A 21,900-nucleotide genomic window follows, 5' to 3' on the forward strand; every position below is an offset into this window, starting at 1 on the left:
GGGGTGCGTCCCGCCCCGGTCCGGAAGCGGTGCACGGAGCCGACCCCAGGGCCCGGGGGAAGCGGCCCCCCACCGCGGCCGGGGGCGCGGCGGTGGTCGCTGTCGGCCCCGCTGGAGTCCCGGAGCGAACGCCGGGCGGAGGAGGCGGGAGGGCCTACGGCAGCGGCCGGGCAGGGGTGACCAGGACGGCGCCGCCCAGTTCCACCAGCACACCGGCGCCCCCGGGGCGCGTGGCGGCGGTGATGGTGGAGGGGTTGCCCAGGCCGTCTCCCATGTCGACGGAGATCCGGTCGATGCCCCGGCCCGCCAGGTGGGCGGCGAGACAGGACGTGCTGTTGGCGTTGGCGACGTCCTCGGGCACGCCGATCGACGGGGCGAACATCCGGGCGGCCACCCGGCCGGAGGACGTCGGCACGGAGTACGCGTAGCAGCCCAGGAGCCCGAGGCGATCGCATGCGGTGCGCAGGCGCTCCATGTCGGGTGCGAGGGAGGCGAGTTCACCCGGAGTGGCCACGGGCACCAGGAGCCGGGGTCGTCCGACGGAGGCGATCCGCATCCCGGCCCGTGTCCCGGCCCGTGTCCCGGCCCGTGTCCCGGCCCGCATCCCGGCCCGCATCCCGGTCCGGTGGAAGCTCCCGGTGGCCCCGGCGGAGTGCGGGGTGGTCGTGTGCCTGCCGAGGCCGTTCCCGTGCCGGTCCGGTGGGGCCCCGGGCCCGTCCGGGGCGATTCCGAGGGCGGGGAGGAGGAGCGCCGACTCGTCCCCCGTCGGCTCGCGCAGCTCCACGGCCCCCGCCTCGAATCCGACCCGGAGGCACGCTCTTTGGCGCACGGCCCAGCCGGTGAACGTGCGCTCCGCCGTCCGGAGGGAGAACCGGTGTGTATCACCACCCGCCCGCGCGGCGAGATACCCCAGCGCGGCGATCGTCCCGTGCCCGCAGGAGGGCAACTCCCCTTCGGAGGTGAAGAACCGGAGCGAGGTGGTGGTGGAGCGGTCGTCGCTTCCGCCGCGGCGCGAGACGAAGACGGCGTGCGAGGTGCCCATGGCCCCGGGGATCCGCCGACGTGCGTCCTCGTCGAACGGCCCGTCGTCGAGGACGGCCGTCGGACTGCCGCCCCGTCCGTCCCGCACGCACGCGTGTACGACCGTCACGGTTCCTTCTTCATCGAACGCCACACGCCGTCCGTACCCCGCTGGCCCCCGCCGTCAACCAGCGGCGCGCTCACGGGGAACCCCGTGTGCGGCCCGGTCCGGACGCGGCGCCACGGGCGGTCCCGGCCGTGCGGTCGGGATGCCGGAGCGTCGGGGAACTGCCCGTCGCCCGACCGTGCATCATTTTTCTTGTTTTGGAAAATATGTGTTGCACTCGCACCCTCGGTGGGGGCGTTCATCGCTTCAAAATTCCACATGATGAATGGATGCGGCAATTCGCCGAGGGGCCCCTCCCTTTGGAGGGGGTGAAGGATCATTCGTTGCAATGAGCTGAATCGGGAGGCTAGGCTGGGACGTCACGGACCGTGAAGGAGGTCACGATGCCGGGAGGCAGGCTCACCCAGCCCGAACGACAGCAGATCGCGCTGGGCTTGGCCGACGGCCTCGCGTACGCGGAGATCGCCCGGCGCCTCGACCGTCCCACCTCCACCGTCACGCGCGAGGTCATGCGCAACGGCGGCCCCACCGCCTACCGCGCCGATCTCGCCCACCGGGCCACCGAGCACCGGGCGCAACGGCGCAGGAAGCCCGGCCCCCGGGGCGCAGGGGAAGCACCTCAGCCGCACGGACGCGACGCCGAGGCCGTCCGCGCGTACGAAGAGCTGTTCACCGACGTCGTCATGGCTTCGGGCATGCCCAGGATGACGGCCCGGGTGATGGCCTGCCTCACCCTCACCGACAGCGGTAGCCTCACCGCGTCCGAACTCGTCCAGCAGCTCCAGGTCAGTCCCGCCTCGGTCTCCAAATCGATCGCCTTCCTCGACAGCCAGGGCCTCGTCCGTCGGGAGCGCGACGACCGCCGCCGCGAGCGCTACGTCGTCGACGACGACGTCTGGTACCAGGCGATGATGGCCAGCGTCCGCTCCACCGACCAGATCGTCGAGACCGCCCGCCAGGGCGTCCACGTCCTCGGCCCCCACACCCCGGCCGCCGTCCGCCTCGAAAACATCGCACGCTTCCTGGACTTCGTCTCCGAAAGCATCGTGCGGGCAGCGGAGCAGGCCCGGGAGGTTCTCCACGCGAAATCCGTCCCACCCGCCCCACCGGCCGCCGACCGTCCGTAGGAGCGCTCCACCGGCACCGCGCCCTCCCGGCGGAAGGCGTGCGCCGTGCCGGCGAGGGGCGTCACCCGTCCGAGGCGTCGTACGGTTCGGCGTCCTCGGGGATCCAGGGAAAGGCGATCCAGGGGTACGCGGTCGACCGGTCCCGGAGGTCGAAGGCGAGGACGGCGTCGACGAACTCCCGAGGCGGAAGGTAGCCGTGGTCAACCACGTAGTGCCCGATCAGGGAAGGTGCCGCATAGGCGGTCCCCGGCGTCCCGGGCACCCGGATCTCACCCGTACCGGCGCTTGCACACCGGTGCCCCGGTCGGGGTTCGTGCCAGGGGCGGGCACCGTCGAGCGGCTCGGGGCACAGGTCGCACCCGTGCAGGCCCAGGGTCTGGTTCACGGCCTGCTCCTCCAGTACCACCAGCAGCTTGGACCTGAACTCCGCGGGGGCCGGCTCCGCGGTCCAGGGCCGCCCGACCTCCAACCAGCCGATGCTGAGCCGCCGGTAGGCGTTCCGCACGGTGACGAACCGCACGCCGGTGCTGACCTCGGTGAACACGTCCCCGTCCTCGGTGACGGGGTAGGCGTAGGGACTGAGGTCGGCGTAGTACACGGCCGCATCCCATCACGGGGCGACCCGACGGGTCCAACGATCATTCGGGCAGCAGCCGGTCCAGCATGAACCGCGTGTCCGGGGCGGGCTCGATGGCCAGCGACTGGACGCGGTAGCGGCCGGGCGGCAGCTTGACGCGAAGTGCCTCCGCCGACCGCCGTGCATCCCGCGGGGAGTCGAGAGTCCTGTCGGCTTCGTAGGCGGCGTCGGCGCGGAGGTATCGGGGCTCGGCCGTGGCCGGGCCGCGCTGCTGAGGCAGTTCGCCGGAGGCAGACGGCAAAGAAGCCCAGGGCACCGGATACGGCCGTGCGGCCATGTCAACGTAGCCGACCTCCCAGAACCTCAACCGCATGGAGGTGCCCTGTACCTGCAGCATCACGACGATTCCTCCCTCCCGAACCCGGTGTACTGGGTCACCCCCCGCCACCTGGCAGGCGACGATGACGCGATTGCCGACCACGTGGGCGCGGCCCCTTCGACCGTCGGCTGGAGGATGTGGCCGACCGCCCGAAACACCCTTCTCTACGTGAGCCCGAACAAGCTGTGCGGCGCAGAGTGGGTGCGCGCAGCTTGTTCGTTCGAGCGGGGCGACCTGCCGGTGGCCTGGCAGATCTCCGCCCGGTCGCATCCCGCCGGGGCCCTGCCGGAGTGGAACGCGTACATGCGTGTGCCGAGCCCGTGGTCGGAAGGGCGGCTTACGGTCATTCGACCACGGCTGATCGGCACAGAGGAGCGCGCGGATCGCAGTGAGGCGGGCGGTGGGCGGCCCAAAACTTCGGGCCGTTTTCGGGCCGGACGGTCGGCGAAGGTCCCTCCTGGCAGGTTGCAGCCGGACAGAACGAGCCATCCGAGGCCGTCCCCCTGACGCCCCCGCCACCGACTGAAAATCGCCCCTGACCAGCAAAAAGACCCTCCCGAAGGAGGGTCTTGTGCGGAGCGCCCCCGGCAGGACTCGAACCTGCGGCCAAGTGCTTAGAAGAGACTTGGTGGATGGGGGAGTGGGGTGGCTCTGACCTGGGCGGATGCGACCAGTAGCTGGGCGCCGCCGAAAACTTCGGGCGTTTTCGGGACGGCTGGACTGTCGGTGGCTCCGGATAGCGTGCGGCGCATGGGAGCGAAGACGGCGCTACTGGCGTACGCGGACGGAGACGTGGCCTCGGTGCTGAAAGCGGCCAGTGAGCCGACAGCCGAGGACACGGCGGCGCTGATCGCCCGGGTCTTCCCGGGCTGTCGTGCGGAGCTGACGGAGGGTGAGGTCCTGGGAGAGGCGACGTACCCGCCGGACGGCCTCACGTACGCGGCGAGCTTCACGGGCGTGGACATGGTCTGCGACCGGCGCTTGATGTTCGACCGCCCGTCGGAGTTGCCGGCGCACCTCCTGGAAGCGACAGCAGGACACCGCGTGATCCTGCACGCGATGCACAGCGTCTCGGACTGGCTCGCCTTCGCGGTCTGGGAGGACGGCCGTCTCTGCCGCTGGCTGAGCCTCTCCCCGGACGGCGGCATCGTGGAGAACATCGGCGACCCGTTCGCCTTCGAGACGCCCTACTGGGCGGGTGACCGTCCCGTGGAGTTCAACCCGAACTGGGATGAGGAGCCCTACGCGCTGCCCTTCCATCCCCTGGACTTGGGCAACGAAGCCCTGCGCGCCTTCTTCGGCTTCCTCCTGGAAGGCCGGCCCGCACCCGACGATGTCGACCCTGACGTGGTGCCACTGCTCGGTTTCCGCCTCTTCGCCGACAGCAATGAGCCGAGCAGCTGACACTGCCCAGACGATGCCATCCGCCTGAGATAGGTTGACGATTCACGTCTGCAAGGGGGTGCGACGGTGGCCGGTCTTGCTCCGGACGTCAAGTTCATCGCGGAGGGAATGATCCGCGGGTCCATGGGGCTTCTCGACACGATGCGGGGAGCGCGTGACACGGCTATCGCCGTCGGCCACGAACTGGCGCGGCAACACGGGATGGCAGGAGACGACGAAGCCGGGCGAGCCTTCGCCAAGGTGTACGTCTCGGCAGCCTCCGCGACGCTCGACAAGATGGGCTTCAGCTCGTACGTCCTTGGCGAGACGAGCAAGGGGCTGATGCGCAACGCCCGTGAGTTCATGGCCGAGGAAAGCCGACAAGTCTCTGCCTTCCTGGGCCGGCAGGCCGACCTCACGGCGGGAATGGGCGACCCCGGTGCCGACTGCACCGAGAACTACCTCGGGCTGGGCCAGGAGCTCCCCGAAGTGGTGGGGGAGACCGCCTGGTACGAGCAGTACGCCCCCAGCGGCGGCAGTGACCGCTTCCGTGGCTCGCCGGAGAAGATCCGGGACGTCGCCGGCTCCTGGCGTCACGCCGGGGTGCTCATGCAACGCTTCCTGGAAGACGCGCAGACCTACGCCCTCACCGCGAGCAAGGCACACTCCGGCGAGGCCGCCGACGCCTTCCAGACGTACGTCAAGTACAGCGTCGGTCTTACCTGCCCTCCGGCGAAGGCGGAGGAAGGCGAGCCGCTGGTGACGAATCTCGTCGCCGCCTGCACGCAGATAGCCAAGGCATGCGACCGGTACGCCGAGCACGTGGAGGCTGCCAAGGGGAAGATCGCCGAGCGCAAGATGGACCTCTTCGCGGTCGACATGCCCTGGGACCAGCCGATGTTCGGGGGCAACGGATACGACGGCGGACTGCTCGATGCCGTGCTCGGGGACTCCTGGATCCGGGACCTCGGCTCCGTGGGACATGCACTGGACTCGTCCGCCGCACGCATCAAGCTCCCCGCGGCCGATCCGCCGGCGGCGCCCGCCATCCCCGGACTCCCGTTCCTGCCGCCCCTCATCCCCGCGCCGATTCCCGTACCCGTCCCGGTCGTCCTCGCGTCGTACACCGGGCAGGTCCCGGCGCTGGCTCCGATGATCAACCCAGTCGACCCGGGCATCTCCTTCGCCGACCCGATTCCGCCGGTCCCTGGGACGACCCGTCTGCTCACCGCGGCAGAGCAGCAACAGTTCCGCGCGTGGACGAATACCCTCCGACCCGGCGGCCTGGCCGGCGGCGGTGGCCCGGCGGCCCCGGACAACGCCTACCAGCTCCGCGTGGCCGGCTACCCCGAGCGGGAAGTGCCGTTGCTCGGGAGCAAGCGCGGACTCATGGTGGACGGCATACGCCCCCTCGACGGCCATCTCGTCGAGGCGAAGCACGTACGGGACCCGGACTGCACGAAGAAGAGCTTCCGCACCCTCGACCGAGTCGAAGAGACTCTGACGAAGCCCGTCAAGATCAACAACCAGGGGAAGATCTCATGGGACCCCGTCGTCGACTCCATGTACGCGGGTGACGAGAAGGAACTCGTCCGCTACAAGCAGGCCATGGCCAACCCCGCGAACAACGAGATCAGGGGCTTGGAGATCGTGACGAACGGACGGGACAACGCCGTCTACTGGCAGTCCATGATGGCGATGACGGGCACGCCCGGCTCGACGCGGTACGTCCCCTGAGCACAAGGAAGACCATGGCCACGGAACGAAACATCCGGACGAACTTCGCCTTCTATCCCCCCGAGGGCGACGGCGGAGCCTGGCACGCCACGCTGGACTCCCTGGAGCGGGCGCTGCGAGAGGCATTTCCCGACCCCACCATCGGGCACCGGAGGTCCGGCGTCCACGAGATGACCGTGCTGGACTTCGAGATCGAGCTGGCGCCGGACGTGTGGCTGGACGGCACCGCGGCCATCACCGAGCCCGACTACGCCTACATCACCCTCACCGATGCGACCGCGGACGAAGCCGGCACCTTCGCCGTCTGGCTGCGCGACTCCTTCGCTCCGGCGCCCAACCTCGTGCGCTTCGCCAGCAGCCTCGCCATGGCGAACGGTGAGGACACCCCCTCGTTGCTGCCAGTCGAAGGGGGCCGCGAAGACATCGGTGACCTGCTGCGCCGGCACCTCGACGCATTCGACTACTGACCGGCGAGCTTCAAGCGGACTGCCGCCCGTGTGACGCTGCTTCCCACGTCGGTGGTGACCGTAGCGCGCGCATCTATTTGGCCCGTGCTGCCCGCCAGGCGTCGGTGATGCAGCCCTCTTCCATGTCCCACCATTCCTGGGCTACGCCGTGATCGAGGAGCCGCTGGACCTTTGCGAGGTCTGCCTCCGGCGGCACATCGAGAGCGACCATGCCGAACCGCTCGATCCCCTCTCCACCCACTCCCAGTTCCGCGAAGGCGTTCAGAACGCTTTGCCGCGCCGCGCCAGATCCCTTGTCACGCAGCACGATCAGCCGGATCGTGCAGTTCTGCGACGGCGAGACCACCTGGCCCGCCCAGTGAACGCCGTCCTCGTCGGGGTGGGTGGTGAGGACGTCTCCGCACGCCACGCCGCGTACGAACCAAGGAGTGTTGTCGAGTCGCACGGTGCCATCGCCTTGGTCGAGAGCCCACAGACTCTCCACTGAGGCGGGCGGCCAATCACCGTCCGTCTCAAGGCGGAAGTGCACCTTCACATGTTCGACTCCGGTCTGCGTCATCCGGTCAGGATGCACGATCTCTCCGATTCGGACCTGTGCGGCCCGTGCTTGAATCGGCGAATGATCGAATGGCAGTTGCCGAGGTACGGGCGCGGGCCGTACGACGAGGTTCCGCCCGTTCTTGAGCGGGTTCTGCGATCGCCGTCCAGCGATGAGGAGGCATGGCAGAAACTCTGGCACCTCCTGGCTACCGAGGGGCTTGCCGTCTCGGCAGCGAGCTTTGCCGCGCTCCCGTATCTGCGGGATATCGCCCGCGCCGGTGAGACGACTGCCGTGGACCGGGCGTTGGACCTGGCCGGAGCGATCATGGCGGGAGTCCATCAGGACCACGGCGCCGACGATCTCATCAGGGCCTTGGCTCCGGTGATCGTTGAACTGAAACAGATGGTCTCCCGGCGCCTCAACGACAATGACCTGTCAACGGCGACCGCGATGGCCCTCTTCCGCGCTCATCTCGCATTCGCCGGGGCGAGCGTGTGGAGCCTGGCCGAGTACGACTTCGAAGACGGCTTCTACGGGGTCGGCTGCCCTCACTGCCACCACAGCGTCACCATCGCGATCGGTATCTACGGCCGCTACTCGGCCCATCGCGACTGGGACCAGGGAGACATTCGCCGCCGCCCTCTCCAGCAAGCCGACCCGAGCGACCTCGACGGCTTGGCCGCATGGATGCACGAAACAGCCCGTGACCTCGGCTTTGCCCAGTTGGCAGAGGGGATCACCTGGCTGTTCGGCCGTGCCGAATGCCCCGAATGCGCGAGCACTTTCGTCATCGGGGACCAGTACGCGGCCGAGAACGAACCCCACCACTCATCTGACGGGCCCGTACCCGCTGGAGGCTGGTGACGAGGCCCGCACCGCGTGTTTCCCGCCACTAGCCGGTTCTGATCAATCAGTGGCTTGGCCGCTCCGGTTTAGGCAGTATGCGCTTGGGGCGGTGATCGAACCGGAGGGGATGAAGATGGCGATCAAAGTGCTGCCAGTGACGGGAGACCAGCCGGACCTACTCAGTGCCGCCATCGCCCTGGGCGACCGGTACACAAAGCGTCTGGGCCTGCTCACGCCACCCGCTTACCGAAAGTACGCGGACGACGGTGGGCTGCTGGTCGCGCTGGAGGGGGACGAGCTCGTCGGCTATGCGCTTTTCGGGTTGCCCAAGCGTAGTCAGTACGTGCGTCTCGTGCATCTGTGTGTAGCAGAGGAACGCCGAGGGAACGGGATCGCTGGGCTCTTGATCGCGGAGCTTCGCCGTCGTCAAGGACACCGGCTCGGCATCCGGGCCAGATGCCGGCGGGACTATGGGCTCAGTTCCATGTGGAGCGGTCTCGGCTTCGTACCGAAGGGCGAGGGACTCGGACGGGGTGGTGATCAAGAGACCCTCGATACCTGGTGGCTTGATCTCGGTCACGAGGATCTGTTCACCGAGGCACAGAGCGATGCCCTGCTGGTCGTGACGGTCGACTACAGCGTCTTCTCCGGGCTTCGTGGCGCGGGTGCCGAGCGGGCTGTCGAGGAGTCGAGGGCCCTTGAGGCCGGATGGCTCGCAGACCTGATCGAGCTCACGTACACACCGCAGCTCCTTCTCGACGTGCACGAGATCGAGGACCGAGAGGAGAGGAAGCACCAGCGCAACGGTCTGCCCCAGCTTCGATCCGCGTCCCCTGATACGGCTTCGGTAACAGCCCGTCAGCAGGAGCTGACCACGGCAGTCAGCAAGGAACTGCCGGAGGTGCCGGTCGACAGCGAGCTGCGTGCTCGACTGCGGTACGTGGCCGAGACATCCTGCGCGGGTCTGCAAGTGCTGGTGACGCGTGATCCTGAGCTGGAGCGGCTGGCCGACATCGCCTGGGAAGTAGCACGCGTCAGGGTCGTCTCGCCGGCCATGGTGACCCTTCATGTGGACGAGCTCCGCCAAGCCCAGGTCTATCGCCCGGCGGATCTCATGGGCACGGCGTTCTCCGCCGAGGAGGTCGCGTCCGGAAGCGAAGGGGAGCTGGTCGCCTTCTTCGAGCAGGCCGACGGCGACAGCGGTACCGCCTTCGCGGAACGGCTGAAGGCCCTTGGCGCCGATGGAGTGTTGTGGCGAAGGGAGCTGCTCCGGGACGGTGACGGACAGCCGGTCGCCCTGTACGCCTGGGTCATGGACGGCCGTACATTGAACGTCGCCTTCCTGCGGACCGCGGCACACCCACTGGAGGAGACGCTCGCCCGACAGCTGCTCTTCATGCTGAAGCGGCTGGGGCGGGAACGAGGCGCGCAGGTCGTCCGCATCGCCGATCCGTACCTTTCCCAGGCTGCCATGTCAGCTGCGGGCGCCGACGGATTCACCGAGGACGAGAGCGGCTTCACGGCCCTCATCGTCGACCTGTGCGGACCGGCCGAGGCCGTCTCCGAGGCGGCAGGAGCCATCGCGGCACGCGCCGGGCGTACGACACCGCGCCTGCCGGCTCAAGTGTCGCCTGAGATCGCGAGCGTGGCCGAACGAGTGTGGTGGCCGGCGAAGCTCGTCGACACGGCACTGCCTTCCTTCATCGCCCCCGTACAGCCCCGCTGGTCCACGGAGCTGTTCAATGTGCCGGCCATGCTCGTGCCGCGCGACGAAGTGATCGGCATCAGTCGTGAGCACGTCTACTACCGGTCCGCCGGTCGCCGTGGGGAGAGCGTCCCGGGCCGGATCCTTTGGTACGTCAGCGGAGGGACCGCCGGGCAGCAGGGCAAGATGGTGATCGGCTGTTCGCGGCTGGACGAGGTGGTCGTCGGCGATCCGGACACCCTCTTCTCGCGATTCGAACACCTGGGCGTATATGGTCGTGCCGAAGTGCGGGCGAAAGCCGAACCGGCGGGCAAGGTCATGGCGTTGAGGTTCTCGGACACGGAGATCTTTCCCGTACAGGTGACGCATTCGCGACTGACCGCGTTGGCCAAGGGGCTGGGGCTACCGTTGTCGCTGATGTCGCTGTCGAAGATCAGTAACGTGCTGTTCCAGGCCGTGTACGAAGAGGGGCACCGAAAGACGTGAGCGATCCGGAGCGCGCGATGCTGCTGTCCGTCCACCCTCGGTTCGCCACGGCGATCCTGGCCGGGACCAAGACGGTCGAGGTGCGTCGTCAACGCGTCGCCGCCCCACCTGGAACCCCAGTACTCCTCTACGCGACCGCGCCCACGATGGCCATCGTGGGCATGGCTCGGATCACCTCCGTGCAGGTCGCTTCCCCCCGCGAGGTCTGGTCGGCCAGCCGTACGAGCGCCGGAATCAGCCGGCGCGAGTACGACGAGTACATGAGCGGCGCGACCCGGGCCAGCGGTCTGTCACTCGAAGAGCCGATTACCTTCGAGGACCCCGTACCGTTGGCCGCCCTTCGGGCCTCCGGACCATTCCATCCGCCCCAGAGCTACAGGTACTTGACCGGCGAAGACCTGAGGAAAGTGGCTGCGGCAGCACCTGGTGCTGGCACGGCACTCCGCGGTGCTCTGAACGACCTCGCGCCCGTCTAGTTTGAGGGAGTGCCTCTGTGTCGGTGGGCAGGGGGTACGGCAAGCTCGGTTGGACAGTCGGCGGGTGCTACCCAACGGTCAAGTGGAGCCCTCAGGGCTGGTGGCGCCAGCTTGCCGATGTCGAAATCCACCGGACGTTCGACCACGGTCCGGGCAGTATGTCTTCCTGTGAACCATGCACTGTGCGGGCTCGCCGTCAATGCGGCCCTGCCCTTCGAGTTGGTCGGGCGCCTGATCGCGGTCGCGGACGCGGACATCGCCGAGGGCCTAGCCAGTCGCCCGGACCTCAGCCATGAGCAGGCAGTCGACCTGGCCGCGCGGGTCGAAGAGAGCGCTGTGCGACTTGCGTACGAGGGCCGGCTGACCGCCGCAGACGTCGACCCCGTCACACAGCCGCAAGCCGCGCTCGCCCTGCTCGACGAGCACTCTGGCGACCTGGAGTGGGCACGACTCTTCGCCGAGGACTCGGACGTCGAGCGCCGGGAGAAGCTAGCTGCCTGCCCCGGACTTCCGGCCGAAGTGCAGGAGACGCTTGCCGCCGACCCGGATGTCCGGGTCGTCGCGGAACTCGCGTTGTGGACGACGGCGGACGTGGCCGCCCGACTTGCGTGGCATCCGCATGCTGAGGTCCGCCGCGCGGTGGCGGCCAACGAGGCGACGCCACCAGAGGTGCTTGCGATGCTGATCACTGGCGAGGGGCTGCCTCCGGCAGAGCGGTGCCTGGTCTGCGACACCGAGGAGACGCCCTTCGTACACGATCCTCAGTGCCCTCGGCTCGACTGCGAACTGTGGCCTGGTGCCTCATGCGACGGCTCCCACGAGTCCACCGTCCATGAGATGGCGGAGCAGGCGCTGCGGAACCCCGCCACGCCTGTCGAGGCTCTTCTCCGGTTCGTCGAGCACCCGTCGACGCTGCTGCGTTGTCGGCTCGCCGCCCGCCCAGATCTGCCGCCGCTGGTGGGGGTGAGGCTCGCCGGTGATTCCGTTCCCAGCGTTCGAGCCGAACTCGCGGAGAACCCTACGATCGACGACGCCCTGATCGGGGTGCTGGCTGCAGACCGTGGCCACGACGTACAGCGCAGGCTCGCGCACAACGTCCGTGTGCCGCTCGACGTGCTCGCCGGCCTGGCCGCCACCGTCAAGATCGGTTCGGCCCTGCTGCCGCGTATTGCCGCTGCTTCTCCCGTCGAGGTCGAGGAGCTGTCGAGGTCGTCGAATCCGGTGGTGCGGATGCTCCTGGCCGAGCGGCGCGATCTGCCACCCGAGATCCGCGACGTGCTGGCCGCCGACCTAGACGCGAAGGTGGTCAAGTCCATCGCGCCGCACCCGGGCCTCTCGGAGGATCAGCTGCGGACCATGGTCGACCGCCATGGAGTCCGGGTCGTCGCCAAGGTGGCGGCAAACCCGGATGCGTCGCCGGCGCTGCTTGAGGACCTGACCAGACACGTACCACCGGTTCAGAAGGCACTGCGCGAGGTCGCCCGGCACCGCGCTGCGACGAGCCCGGCACTTCTCGCGTGCTTGGCAGACAGGCAGGCACGGCCGATAGCTGCCGGGCACCCGGCCCTGCCGCCGCAGGTCATCGTCGAACTGCTCGCCGACGACGACTGGCGAGTGGTGGAGGCGGCTGCCGCCAACCCGTCGCTGCCGCAGGCCGTGATGGCGGAGCTGGTGCCTGAGTCGAGCAGGGTGTAGATCCAGCGCGGAACCCTGCGGGTCACGCGCAGAAACAGGATGCACGCTGGGCACAGACCCGGCTGCCGACTCCGAGGCGCAGTCCCGATCTGGTCGGCCGTACCGGTGTTGGCAGGATCAGGAGAAGGCGGCCGATCGGAAGGCGCCTCGGATAGAGGTCAACGGTTCCCGATCGCGAGAGAAGAAGAGCTTGTTGGTCAGGAGGACGGCCCAGAGGCGTTGGGCTGGACTGATCCACATAGCGGTGCCGGTGAAGCCGTAGTGGACCCAGATGTCTTCCCGCCGCTCGGTGCCAGGTGCGGGGTACCAGAAGAGGCCGCGGGCAGGTGTCAGTTCGCCGGTGCGGATGCGGAGGGAGTCGGCGATCCAGGTTGGGCCGAAGGCGGCCTGTGTCGGGGCGAGCATGTGCTGGAGGAAGCGGCTGAGGTCGGCGAGGGTGGAGAAAGCGCCGGCGATGCCGCACGTGCCGCCGAGCAGGCGCGCGGAGAAGTCGTGGGCGGTGCCCTTGAGGTGGGTGCCGGTCTCCTCGTTGAGCTCGGTGGGGGCGCAACGGGCGACCAGTTCGGGCGGTAGGGGGCCGAAGCGGGTCTCGGCCATGCCAAGGGGCTCCCAGATGCGGGTGGTCGCTAGGAGGTCGAGAGGCTGGCCGGCGAGGTACTCGGCGAGGTAGCCGAGGATGAGGGCGGCTCGGTCAGTGTACTCGACGGCCTCGCTCGGGGCGCGGTGAAGTGCCTCGTGGAGGACGCCGTCGCGGATGTCCTGAGGGTCGGTGCCGTACAGGTTCTTGAGGTTGGCGCGTAGAGGCAGGCCGGCCGTGTGGGTCAGGAGTTCGTGCGTGGTGACCTGGGCGAGCGGGTGGCCGACGACCTCGGGCCAGAAGGTGCCCAGCGGGCTGTGGAGCTGAAGCTTGCCCTCTTCGACGAGGGTGCCGATGACGGACCACACGGCGACGATCTTGGTGAGGCTGGCGATGTCGAAGACGGTGTCGAGCCGCATCGGCTCGTCGGGGCGGGTCGGGTCGAGGAGGCCGACCGCCCCGCTTGCCGTCGTACCGGAGGAGTTGCCGACGGCCCAGACGGCTCCCGGGTAGACCCGGTCGCGGACGCCGTCCTGGAGGAGCTGCTCAATGCGCGGGATGTCGAGCGTCATGGTGTTCCGATCGTAGTGAGACGGCCGGTCATGGTGGGGGTGCGCCACGGGTGATCAGGTGAGTCGCCTGCCGAGCTCGGCGAGGGCTTCGGCGGTGGCGCTCAGGGGGAAGCGGGCCGCGTTGGTGGTGCCGGCCGCGCGGAGCGCCGGCAGGAGGCCGGGGCTGGTGCGGAGGCGGTCGAGTTCGCGGGCGACGGCGTGCGGATCGGCGAAGTCGGTGGCGAGACCGGTGCCGCCCAGCGCCTCGGTGAGACCGGGAACGGGTTGGTAGAGGACGGGGAGGCCGCATGCCTGGGCTTCGAGCGCGACGAGGCCCATGGCCTCCAGCGTCGTGGAAGGCATGACGAGGACGTCGTGGTCGGCGAAGGTCCTCCAGAGCTGTGGCCGGCGTAGCCAGCCGAGGTAGTGGACGTGTACTCCGTGCTGGTGGAGGCGGGGGCGAAGGGCGTGGAATTCGGCTCGGGGTGCGGCGATGGACAGCTCGACGGACTGGGTGAGGGGGAGGGCTGAGAGGAGGGTGTCGAAGCCCTTCTCGGGGGTGAGGCGGCCGGCGTACAGGATCCGCAGGTGGCTGGAGGGCTGGTTCCGGCGCCGTGGGGGGAGGGGTGGCGACGAGGTGGTCGGGGATGCCCCAGGGGATCTTCTCGATCTTGCGACGGTGGGTGTCGGGGGCGAGGAGGAGCAGTCGGTCCGCCATTGCGCCGGTCGGCACCACGATCGCGTCGGCGGCCCAGGCTGCCTCGCGCAGGGTGGCCAACTGTTCGGGGTGCGTTTCGGCGAAGAGGAGGTCGGTCCCGTGGACCAGGGCGATCCGTGGGAGCTTCGGGAAGGCTCTGAGCAGGGCCGGTGTGGCACCGAAGCCCAGGTGCTGCAGATGCAGGACTCCGGCGTCGACCGGATCCACCGCCTCGGCCAGGACTCGCTGGAGGGTGGTGACGTAGCGGCGGAAGGCGTACCCGGTCAGGCACTTTCCCGGTGCCTGCACCAGCTCCAGCCCCGCCGGCATGGGCGGTCGCAGCCCCCTGAGCTCGGGCGCGAGCATGAAAGCGCGGGCGGGCAGGAGGGGAGCGCGGCCGGTGTACAGGTCGAGGAAGAGCTCGACGCTTCCGCCGGGGCTGGGGAACGGCAGGTCGAGGGCAGTGACGACGGTGGGGTTCACGCGGGGCCTCCCGGGTTCTCCTCGTAGAGGCGGGACGTTTCGATGCCCTCGCTGGCCCGGTACTTCAGGCCGTGGTTCTGGTAGCTGGCCGTGGCACCGAGGGCCTGGAGGAAGACCAACTTGCCGAACGTCATGCGCGGGTAGACCCGGACCGGCCGGCTCGCCCGGATTTCCAGGGTCCATCGGATGGCGTGGCCCTGGTGCCCGAGGGGAGCGGACACGTGGACCCAGATGCCGAGCGTGCCGATCGTCCGGTCGCCGTTGAGGAACTGTGCGTACGCCTCCGAGCCGGTCCGCTCGTACGTCGTCCCCAGGTAGAGGACCTCCGGCCGCAGCACGTACCCGGACTCGGGGATCGGCACCTCCTGGAAGTCGGTCGGCCTCGCCGCGTCCAAGGAACCGCCGTGGAAGCGCAGGGTGTCGCCGAGACGCCAGTCGTAGGCGTTGGGGGAGATCCTCCGCGGCTCGTACGGCTCGATGGTGATCTCGCCGGCGGCTCTGGCGGCGGCGATGGCGGGGCCGGTGAGGATCACGAGGCCACCGCCCCGAGTGCGGCGAGGTCGCGCCAGTACGCGGAGGGCTGGGGGCCGGCGGAGGACTGGTACTTACCCGCGTAGAGGGCCACCGGGCCGACCGATACGAAGAACATGATCTGGCCGATCCGCATGCCCGGGTAGACGCGCAGCGGCCGGATCGGGGAGAGCATGAGCGTCCACTGGCCGTGGAAGCCGATGTCCCCGATGGGAGCGGTGATCTCGACGAACAGGCCGAGGCGGCCGACCGAGGAGCGGCCGAACAGCAGAGGAACGAAGGTGTCCGAGCCGACCTCCTCGATCGTGTGGCCGAGGTAGAGCTGGCCGGGCTGGAGCTCGAAGCCGTCCGGCCCGATCTCGATCGACTCGGTGGCGTTCGGGCGGTGGGCGTCCAGGGCGTGTCCGGTGTACGTGAGCAGGGTCCCGCCGAGACGGACGTTGTAGCTGTTCGGGTTCACCTGCGCCGGCTCGAACGGGGAGATGCGGATGCGGCCGTCGGCCGTGGCCTGGGTGATCTCGGGGCCGGTGAGGATCATCGGGAGTCTCCATCGGTGAGCGTGCGCTGTACGGCCTGGCTGAGACGGATGCCGGCCTGCCGGGTGCGGCCCCCGAGGTACGAGTCGGCGAGATAGCCGGTGGTCAGTACGCTCGGCAGGCGGTCGGGCAGGGGGCGGGGCGTGGACACGACCGGGCCCACCTGCTCGGTGAGGTGGGCGAGGAGGGCCGCAGGGTCTGCGAGGAAGCGCTCCGGCACGTGGGCGTGTACGAGCTGGTTGTCGAAGGGCTCGATGGCCAGGAGATCGCCCTGCGTAAGTACGGTCCCCAACCGGGGAGACCGAAGTGCGGTCTCGTTCAGCAGCACGGCTTTGGCGCCCAGACCGTTGTGGAGGCGGTCGGCGACGTTGGAGAGTAGGGCGCGACGGTCGAGTGGACCGTTCGCGTACGGGGGCCTGAGCAAACCGAGCGGTGCGCGCAGTTCCTCGCGGATGGCGTCGATGGCCTCCCGTGTACGACCGAGTTCGTGGGGGAGGGCGGCTGCCGGCGGGAAGGAGCCCACCTGGGCGGCCCAGCACGCGCCCACGGGTTCAGCCAGCGCGTACCCGGTCGCGAGTTCACGCCCCTTGAGGACGAGTGTGTCCCCGACGGACACCGGCTTCGGACGCTCGCTGTGACAGTGCCCGGCGAAGACGATGTCCAGGAACGGGCAGGCAGCGGCCAGCTTGAGGTCCTCGTCGAACCCGGAGTGGCTGAGCACCACCCAGGAGTCTGCCCGGTGGTGGTGGGTCAGCATCAGCTCGCGCAGTGCCTGGACCGGTTCGGTGACACGGTGTCCAGCGCGCTGGTCGGCGGGGATGGCATTGAACGCCTGGGGGCCGATGACACCCGTGACGGCGACGCGGCGGGTGCCGACACGCACGAGGCGGGCAGGACGAAAGAGCGGATTGCCGGTCTCGGCGTCGACGGCGTTCGCGCACACTGCGATGGCTTGGAGGTCCGGTCGGAAGTAGTGGCCCCAGCCGTGGTTGCCCGGAGCCACGGCGTCGTAGAGACGGACCAGGATGTCCCGCTCGATCCGGCCTTGACCGAGCCGGTAGTAGCCCGTGCCCTCGAAGAAGTCCCCGGAGTCGACGACGAAGCTGTCGTGTCTCATGGCGTGCAGGTGCGCGAGCATCGGTACGGCGTCGTCGAAGGCCGAGTGGAAGTCGGTGGTGGCGATGATTCGCTGGAGGTGCCTGGCTGCGGTCATGGGGTGACCTCGCAGATGTCGGCGCCGAGGGCGAGGAGCTTGCCGGGCAGGTCGGCGTGCCCGCGACGGATCTGGTCGACCCCGCCGAGCGTGGTGACGCCACGGGCGGTGAGCCCTGCGACCATCAGCGCCGAACCCGTGCGGATGTCGGTCGCCTCCACTCCGGCACCCGTCAGCCGCTGGGGTCCGGTGAACCGGCACTCGGTGGAGGACAGTTCGGTGATCTCCCCGCCCATGCGGACGAGCTGCGGGACGAGGTTGCTGTGGCGCCCGGGGTTGATCGGATCCGAGAACAGGTGCGTGCCGGGGAAGCCCAGGGCGAGGCCGAGGAGCGGCGGTTCGAAGTCGGCGTCGAGGCCGTTGGGGGCGAGGGTGGCCATGGCGCGCAGGGGGCGGCCGGTCGGCTGGGTGTTCCGGCCGTGAACGACGAGTGCCTCGGCTTCATCGGCCGTGGGGATGCCCATCCGGTTCAGGGCGACAACCAATGGTGCGATGTCGGGTGCGTGGATGCCCTCGATCCGTGCCGTGCCACCGGTGGCGGCCACGGCACAGGCCAGGGTCCCGGCCTCGATCTTGTCTCCCGGCACCTTCCAGGCGGGTACGTCCTCAGAGGCGGAAGACGGCGGTGCGAGGGTGAGGATGCGCTCGCCGGCACGGTACGCGTACCCCACGGTCGTCAGAGCGTCCAGAACGCAGAGGACCTCCGGGGAGAGGTTCGGCTGCCCGAGTCGAAGCGGTGTACCCGCGACCACGGCGCGCAGCACCGCGGCGATCGTCGCCCCGCGCGAGCGGAACGGCAGGACCAGCGACACCGTGCCACGAACAGCCTTGCCGGCTTCGACCACGTACCCGCGATCGTCCACGCGGACGCGGTCGCCGAAGGCTTCGTACACCTTGAAGTGCTGCTCCATCCCGCGGTCGCCGATCCGGCATCCGCCCGGCCAGGGGAGCCGGGCACGGCCGCACAGGGCGATCAGAGCGGGGACGAGGTAGTACGAGGCGCGGATGCTGGAAGCGGCCTCGCCCAGGCCGTCGGGCGTCGGGGTCGCCTCGCCGGGGAGGACGAGGATGGTGTGGCTGTCACCCACGGGGTGGGAGGTGTTCCAGCCCGCCTGGTGCAGCAGGCCCAGCAGCGTCTGGACATCCGAGCTGGCGGGGACGTTGTCGAGACGTACGGGGCGAAGGAGGGCAGCCGCAGCGGCGACGAGCGGGAGCGCGGCGTTCTTCGAACCGTCGACCGTCACTGCACCGGCGAGGGGCCGGCCGGGCCGGATGGCGATCACCTGGGATGTGACGGCGGGGACGCGGGTGCTCACGTGTAACTCCTCTGTACGGGAAGGGACGCGGCGGCCGTGGCCGCGACGGATGAGGGCTCGGCCATGTCGATCTCGGCCCAGCAGGACTTGCCGGAGTCCGTGGGCGTCGTACCGAAGCGGTCGGCGAGCACGCCGACCAGGAAGAGGCCGCGTCCGCCCTCGCTGTCGTCCTCCGGCAGCGTCGGGGCGGGCAACGCGGGACCGCGGTCGCGGACCTCTACTCGCAGCACCGCGCCGGACAGACGGACATCCACAAGGATCGTGTGGTGCCCGGCGTACCGGATCGCGTTTGTCGCGAGCTCGCTGAACACCACTTCGGCCGTGTGGACGACGTCGGAATCCGGTGGGGTCTCCGCCCAGTCCTGGATGGTGTCCCGAACCCGCTGACGTGCCGTGGGCACGGCGGCCGGCGTCGGCAGGACGGAGAAAGTGATCTGGTGCGCTTCCACGAGCGGCCTCCAGGGGTGGGATCGACCAGCCCAAGGAACCGTGGAACACGATGTGTTCGCGATGGCCTGTGCCCGTGGTGCATCGCGTATGCAGAAGCTGCATGTCGACCCCGTACGGCTCGCATACGCTCGCCCGCACGGGCATGCTCGACACGGACGGAAGGGCATGGATGGCCGACGTGAAGACCGAAGCCGAGAAGATCGGCGAGACGATCAAGCGCGCCCGCCAACTCAGCGGACGCTCGCAGAAGGACGTAGCTGCCGCCCTGGGCTACCACCAGTCCAAGCTCAGCCGCCTGGAAGGTGGACGAGGCACGGACGACATCCGCGTCTTACGCGCCGTCGCCGCCGAACTCCGCATTCCGCCACACCTCCTCGGCCTGAGCTACGCCGACGTGTCCGCCGCACCACATCCCGACGATCCCGAGACAGAAGACATGCGCCGCCGCACCTTCCTGGCCGCGAGCATCGCCTCCCTCACGACCCCGGCCACGCCCGCTACCGCCGCCCATGACGACCTCGTAAGCTCGCTTCTCCCCGGCCCCAGAGCCGCCACTGCCTCTTCGTGGGACGGAGAGATCCAACCCCTGCGGGACAGGCTCACCGCCGCCCGCCGCCTCTTCTGCACCTGCGACTACGCGGAGCTGGAGGCGATGCTGCCCGGTCTCATCACCGATCTGCGGCAGGCAGCCGGCGACCATCGCAACGCCGAGCAGACGGCCGGGCTTCTGGCCACCGCGTACCGGACCTCGACGAGTCTGCTGCTCAAGCAAGGCGACCAGGGCAACGCCTGGTTGGCGGTGGGACGCGCCATGGCGGAGGCCGAGCGCTCCGGCGATCCCGTCGTCCTCGCCTCCAGCGTCCGCCTTCACGCTCACGTTCTGACCCGTGAGAAGCACACCGCCCAGGCCGTTACCCTCGTCCGCCACACGGCAGGCCAGCTCGCCGGCTCCTACGATCGGCACTCGTCCCGATACCTCGCCGCCGTCGGCCTGTTGCTCCTACGAGGAGCGACTGCGGCCAGCCGCGGCGGCGACCGTGCAGCAACCCGGGAGTTCCTCGACGAGGCACGGGAGGTCGCCCGGTACGTCGCACTCGACCAGCCCGACGCCTGGGCCAACTTCAGCCCGACCAACGTTGCGATCCACGCCGTCAGCGCCTCGGTGTCATTCGGCGACGCAGGCATCGCTTTGAATGCCGCAGCGCCTCTCATGCGCCGGCACATCCCCGCCCCCGAACGCAGGGCAGCGCTCTGGGTCGAAGCCGCCCGCGCCTACAGCCAGCAGGGCCGCCTCGCCGAGGGCTATCAGGCCCTCCGCATCGCCGAGACCTGTGCCGCCCAGGACGTACGCCGCCCCGCCGTCCGCGACCTGGTCGCCGACATGGCCGCCCGAGACAGGCGACGTACGCTGCCCGAGCTCCACCACTTCAGCCGCCGACTGGGAGTCCCCGCGTGACCGCACAGCCGTTCCTGTACGTCGTCGTCTGCGCCGCCGGCATCGCGGGCGACGCCCACAAGCTGATCACCGCGGCGCAGGAGCGGGGCTGGGGCGTCGGAGTCGTCGCGACACCGCAGGGACTCGGCTTCCTCGACACCGAGGCGATCGAGGCCCAGACCGGCTTTCCGATCCGTTCGGCTTGGCGCAGACCGGGCGACTCGCGTCCGCTCCCGCCCGCCGATGCCATCGCTGTCGCGCCGGCCACGTTCAACACCGTCAACAAGTGGGCCGCCGGCATCGCCGACACCCTTGCGCTGGGGATTCTGTGCGAGGCGTATGGGATGGGGATCCCGACCGCGGTCCTGCCATACGTGAACGCCGCCATGGCCGCCCACCCGGCGTACGGGCGGAGCCTGGAGCAGCTGCGGGAGATGGGCGTGATGGTCGGGTCGTACGAGCCGCACCGGCCGAAGGCGGGCGGGGGAGCGGACCGCTTCCGTTGGGAGGAGGCGTTGGAGCTGCTGGAGGGCAAGATCGACTGAACGCGATCCGGCCTACCTTCTCACCATCGTGGCGAGCGTGTTCCGAATCGGAACAGGTTCGTTGTTCCGACAATGCCGCGAAGTTAGGCGTTATCAGTGCAGGTCAACCGGTTTCCCGGGATTGGCGATTCTGACCTTCGCGCTGGTGGGGCAGGGGTAACCAGGGACGGTCCGAGAAGGCCGTTTCGAGTTCGAGGTTCTCTTGCGCTGTAAGCCTGCTACCAGTGTCGTTGCCCCTGCCGCCTCGGTTGCCGACGGGGTTTTCGCCCCGGGCCACCTGGGCGGGCTCACCGCGTGCCTACCGTTCGAGCTCGTCGACGCGGTGCTGGCGGAGACCGGAACGGTGCAGCGCCGGCTGCGGGCGCTGCCCTCGCGGGTCGGCGTGTACTTCCTGCTGGCACTGGGGCTCTTCCCGCACCTGGGCTATGCCAAGGTCTGGAGCAAGCTCGTTGCCGGCCTGGCCGGAGAGAAGGCGCCCACCCCTTCGGAGAAGGCTCTGCGCGACCTGCGGCGGCGCTTGGGGCCTGCTCCGATGAAGGCTCTGTTCGAGGTGGTGGCCGGTCCCTTGGCCCAGCCGCGGACACCCGGGACACGGTACCGGCGATGGCGCACCGTCGCGTTCGACGGCTGCAGTTCATTCAAAGTGCCCGACGTGGAACGCAACCGTGGGTGGCTGGGCAGGCCCCGGCTCCGGCTGGGGTGGGGCGGATATCCGACGCTGCGGCTGATGACGCTGATCGAGACCGGAAGCCGCGGGCTGCTGGGAGCCGCCTTCGGGCCGAAGACCCGTGGCGAGTCCCACTACGCCAGGCAGCTGCTGCGCCGGCTGCGGCCGGACATGCTGGTCCTGGCCGACCGCGGGTTCGACGATGGCAGGCTGCTGGCCGAGATCGCCGGGACCGGAGCTCAGCTTGTTCTTTATCTACCAAGATCTTCCGGGCTTGCCGATGGCCTTGAGGGTCTCGGGGCGTTTGACGGTTTTGCCGACGTCGTAGCGGGG

At 69.3% G+C, this 21,900-nt stretch carries 21 protein-coding genes and 1 pseudogene; 11 read left to right on the top strand and 11 right to left on the bottom strand.

Translation table 11 applies throughout. The features are described from left to right. Positions 1-154: 154 nt before the first annotated feature. Entirely contained in the window at positions 155-1,150 is a 996-nt protein-coding gene (locus ACFW2Y_RS15725; RefSeq protein ID WP_384878523.1) for a PhzF family phenazine biosynthesis protein, read from the bottom strand. A gap of 380 nt (positions 1,151-1,530) precedes the next feature. On the opposite strand from ACFW2Y_RS15725, the gene ACFW2Y_RS15730 reads away from it, so the two are divergent. Further along, positions 1,531-2,274 carry a helix-turn-helix domain-containing protein gene (locus tag ACFW2Y_RS15730; RefSeq protein WP_384878525.1) on the top strand — a complete coding sequence of 248 codons (744 nt, stop codon included), beginning with the start codon at positions 1,531-1,533 and terminating at the stop codon, positions 2,272-2,274. Positions 2,275-2,335: 61 nt separating this feature from the next. Here the strand turns inward: ACFW2Y_RS15730 and ACFW2Y_RS15735 are convergent, their stop codons facing one another. Both ACFW2Y_RS15735 and ACFW2Y_RS15740 read right to left on the bottom strand, forming a co-directional pair. Then, on the bottom strand, positions 2,336-2,872 hold the full coding sequence (locus ACFW2Y_RS15735) for a hypothetical protein (RefSeq protein ID WP_384878528.1): 537 nt from the start codon (positions 2,870-2,872) through the stop codon (positions 2,336-2,338). Positions 2,873-2,912: 40 nt separating this feature from the next. Next, on the bottom strand, positions 2,913-3,248 hold the full coding sequence (locus ACFW2Y_RS15740; RefSeq protein WP_384878531.1) for a hypothetical protein: 336 nt from the start codon (positions 3,246-3,248) through the stop codon (positions 2,913-2,915). A gap of 732 nt (positions 3,249-3,980) precedes the next feature. Here ACFW2Y_RS15740 and ACFW2Y_RS15745 point away from each other — a divergent pair. The 3 genes from ACFW2Y_RS15745 (at position 3,981) to ACFW2Y_RS15755 (ending at position 6,817) form a co-directional block, all read left to right on the top strand. Beyond that, positions 3,981-4,634 carry a DUF6928 family protein gene (locus ACFW2Y_RS15745; RefSeq protein ID WP_384878533.1) on the top strand — a complete coding sequence of 218 codons (654 nt, stop codon included), beginning with the start codon at positions 3,981-3,983 and terminating at the stop codon, positions 4,632-4,634. Between the two features lie 66 nt (positions 4,635-4,700). Continuing rightward, positions 4,701-6,350 carry a restriction endonuclease fold toxin-2 domain-containing protein gene (locus ACFW2Y_RS15750; protein ID WP_384878536.1) on the top strand — a complete coding sequence of 550 codons (1,650 nt, stop codon included), beginning with the start codon at positions 4,701-4,703 and terminating at the stop codon, positions 6,348-6,350. 14 nt (positions 6,351-6,364) lie between these two features. Further along, positions 6,365-6,817, top strand: a complete 453-nt coding sequence (locus ACFW2Y_RS15755; protein ID WP_384878538.1) for a hypothetical protein — start codon at positions 6,365-6,367, stop codon at positions 6,815-6,817. A gap of 73 nt (positions 6,818-6,890) precedes the next feature. Here ACFW2Y_RS15755 and ACFW2Y_RS15760 read toward each other — a convergent pair whose 3' ends face one another. Continuing rightward, the gene (locus ACFW2Y_RS15760) at positions 6,891-7,376 is read right to left on the bottom strand and encodes a DUF4265 domain-containing protein (RefSeq protein WP_384878541.1); all 486 of its coding nucleotides are present in this window, start codon (positions 7,374-7,376) and stop codon (positions 6,891-6,893) included. Positions 7,377-7,436: 60 nt separating this feature from the next. Between ACFW2Y_RS15760 and ACFW2Y_RS15765 the strand changes: the two genes are divergently transcribed. The 4 genes from ACFW2Y_RS15765 (at position 7,437) to ACFW2Y_RS15780 (ending at position 12,566) form a co-directional block, all read left to right on the top strand. Further along, a complete protein-coding gene (locus ACFW2Y_RS15765) occupies positions 7,437-8,222 on the top strand; it encodes a hypothetical protein (RefSeq protein WP_384878544.1) in 786 nt (261 codons plus the stop codon). Between the two features lie 91 nt (positions 8,223-8,313). Next, positions 8,314-10,395 (top strand): GNAT family N-acetyltransferase, encoded by a 2,082-nt coding sequence (locus ACFW2Y_RS15770; protein ID WP_384878547.1) that lies wholly within the window; start codon positions 8,314-8,316, stop codon positions 10,393-10,395. After that, positions 10,392-10,871 (top strand): ASCH domain-containing protein, encoded by a 480-nt coding sequence (locus tag ACFW2Y_RS15775; RefSeq protein WP_383435731.1) that lies wholly within the window; start codon positions 10,392-10,394, stop codon positions 10,869-10,871. The genes ACFW2Y_RS15770 and ACFW2Y_RS15775 overlap by 4 nt, the downstream gene beginning before the upstream one ends. A 168-nt stretch (positions 10,872-11,039) precedes the next feature. After that, positions 11,040-12,566 (top strand): hypothetical protein, encoded by a 1,527-nt coding sequence (locus ACFW2Y_RS15780; RefSeq protein ID WP_384878550.1) that lies wholly within the window; start codon positions 11,040-11,042, stop codon positions 12,564-12,566. A gap of 117 nt (positions 12,567-12,683) precedes the next feature. On the opposite strand, the gene ACFW2Y_RS15785 is transcribed toward ACFW2Y_RS15780, so the two are convergent. From ACFW2Y_RS15785 to ACFW2Y_RS15815, 7 genes and pseudogenes are all read right to left on the bottom strand, one after another. After that, positions 12,684-13,715, bottom strand: coding sequence for a serine hydrolase domain-containing protein (locus tag ACFW2Y_RS15785; RefSeq protein ID WP_384878553.1), 1,032 nt, complete (start codon positions 13,713-13,715; stop codon positions 12,684-12,686). Between the two features lie 54 nt (positions 13,716-13,769). After that, a pseudogene (locus tag ACFW2Y_RS15790) lies at positions 13,770-14,874 on the bottom strand (glycosyltransferase family 4 protein). Then, positions 14,871-15,407, bottom strand: coding sequence for a deoxycytidine triphosphate deaminase (locus tag ACFW2Y_RS15795; RefSeq protein WP_384878556.1), 537 nt, complete (start codon positions 15,405-15,407; stop codon positions 14,871-14,873). Before ACFW2Y_RS15795 ends, ACFW2Y_RS15790 begins: the two are co-directional and overlap by 4 nt. Further along, positions 15,404-15,943, bottom strand: coding sequence for a dCTP deaminase (gene dcd / locus ACFW2Y_RS15800; RefSeq protein ID WP_384878559.1), 540 nt, complete (start codon positions 15,941-15,943; stop codon positions 15,404-15,406). The genes ACFW2Y_RS15795 and dcd overlap by 4 nt, the downstream gene beginning before the upstream one ends. Beyond that, on the bottom strand, positions 15,940-17,154 hold the full coding sequence (locus tag ACFW2Y_RS15805; RefSeq protein WP_384878561.1) for a bifunctional metallophosphatase/5'-nucleotidase: 1,215 nt from the start codon (positions 17,152-17,154) through the stop codon (positions 15,940-15,942). The genes dcd and ACFW2Y_RS15805 overlap by 4 nt, the downstream gene beginning before the upstream one ends. Beyond that, positions 17,151-18,470, bottom strand: coding sequence for a UDP-N-acetylglucosamine 1-carboxyvinyltransferase (locus tag ACFW2Y_RS15810; RefSeq protein WP_384878563.1), 1,320 nt, complete (start codon positions 18,468-18,470; stop codon positions 17,151-17,153). The genes ACFW2Y_RS15805 and ACFW2Y_RS15810 overlap by 4 nt, the downstream gene beginning before the upstream one ends. After that, complete coding sequence (locus ACFW2Y_RS15815) at positions 18,467-18,919, bottom strand: ATP-binding protein (RefSeq protein ID WP_384878565.1); 453 nt, start codon at positions 18,917-18,919, stop codon at positions 18,467-18,469. The genes ACFW2Y_RS15810 and ACFW2Y_RS15815 overlap by 4 nt, the downstream gene beginning before the upstream one ends. A 170-nt stretch (positions 18,920-19,089) precedes the next feature. On the opposite strand from ACFW2Y_RS15815, the gene ACFW2Y_RS15820 reads away from it, so the two are divergent. From ACFW2Y_RS15820 to ACFW2Y_RS15830, 3 genes are all read left to right on the top strand, one after another. Next, a complete protein-coding gene (locus ACFW2Y_RS15820) occupies positions 19,090-20,376 on the top strand; it encodes a helix-turn-helix domain-containing protein (RefSeq protein ID WP_384878573.1) in 1,287 nt (428 codons plus the stop codon). After that, entirely contained in the window at positions 20,373-20,900 is a 528-nt protein-coding gene (locus tag ACFW2Y_RS15825; protein WP_384878567.1) for a flavoprotein, read from the top strand. The genes ACFW2Y_RS15820 and ACFW2Y_RS15825 overlap by 4 nt, the downstream gene beginning before the upstream one ends. Before the next feature lie 202 nt (positions 20,901-21,102). Beyond that, positions 21,103-21,900, top strand: a 798-nt coding sequence (locus ACFW2Y_RS15830) for a transposase (protein ID WP_384878570.1), incomplete at its 3' end; no start/stop codon positions are given.

Origin of the sequence: Streptomyces sp. NPDC058877 (assembly GCF_042742855.1) — a bacterium.
GTDB lineage: Bacteria > Actinomycetota > Actinomycetes > Streptomycetales > Streptomycetaceae > Streptomyces.

Bases quoted from the DNA above. Each gene is read 5' to 3' on its own strand.
- ACFW2Y_RS15730 (WP_384878525.1), top strand. From the start codon at position 1,531: ATGCCGGGAGGCAGGCTCACCCAGCCCGAACGACAGCAGATCGCGCTG.
- ACFW2Y_RS15740 (WP_384878531.1), bottom strand. From the start codon at position 3,248: ATGCTGCAGGTACAGGGCACCTCCATGCGGTTGAGGTTCTGGGAGGTC.
- ACFW2Y_RS15745 (WP_384878533.1), top strand. From the start codon at position 3,981: ATGGGAGCGAAGACGGCGCTACTGGCGTACGCGGACGGAGACGTGGCC.
- ACFW2Y_RS15755 (WP_384878538.1), top strand. From the start codon at position 6,365: ATGGCCACGGAACGAAACATCCGGACGAACTTCGCCTTCTATCCCCCC.
- ACFW2Y_RS15760 (WP_384878541.1), bottom strand. From the start codon at position 7,376: ATGACGCAGACCGGAGTCGAACATGTGAAGGTGCACTTCCGCCTTGAG.
- ACFW2Y_RS15765 (WP_384878544.1), top strand. From the start codon at position 7,437: ATGATCGAATGGCAGTTGCCGAGGTACGGGCGCGGGCCGTACGACGAG.
- ACFW2Y_RS15785 (WP_384878553.1), bottom strand. From the start codon at position 13,715: ATGACGCTCGACATCCCGCGCATTGAGCAGCTCCTCCAGGACGGCGTC.
- dcd (WP_384878559.1), bottom strand. From the start codon at position 15,943: ATGATCCTCACCGGCCCCGAGATCACCCAGGCCACGGCCGACGGCCGC.
- ACFW2Y_RS15805 (WP_384878561.1), bottom strand. From the start codon at position 17,154: ATGACCGCAGCCAGGCACCTCCAGCGAATCATCGCCACCACCGACTTC.
- ACFW2Y_RS15820 (WP_384878573.1), top strand. From the start codon at position 19,090: ATGGCCGACGTGAAGACCGAAGCCGAGAAGATCGGCGAGACGATCAAG.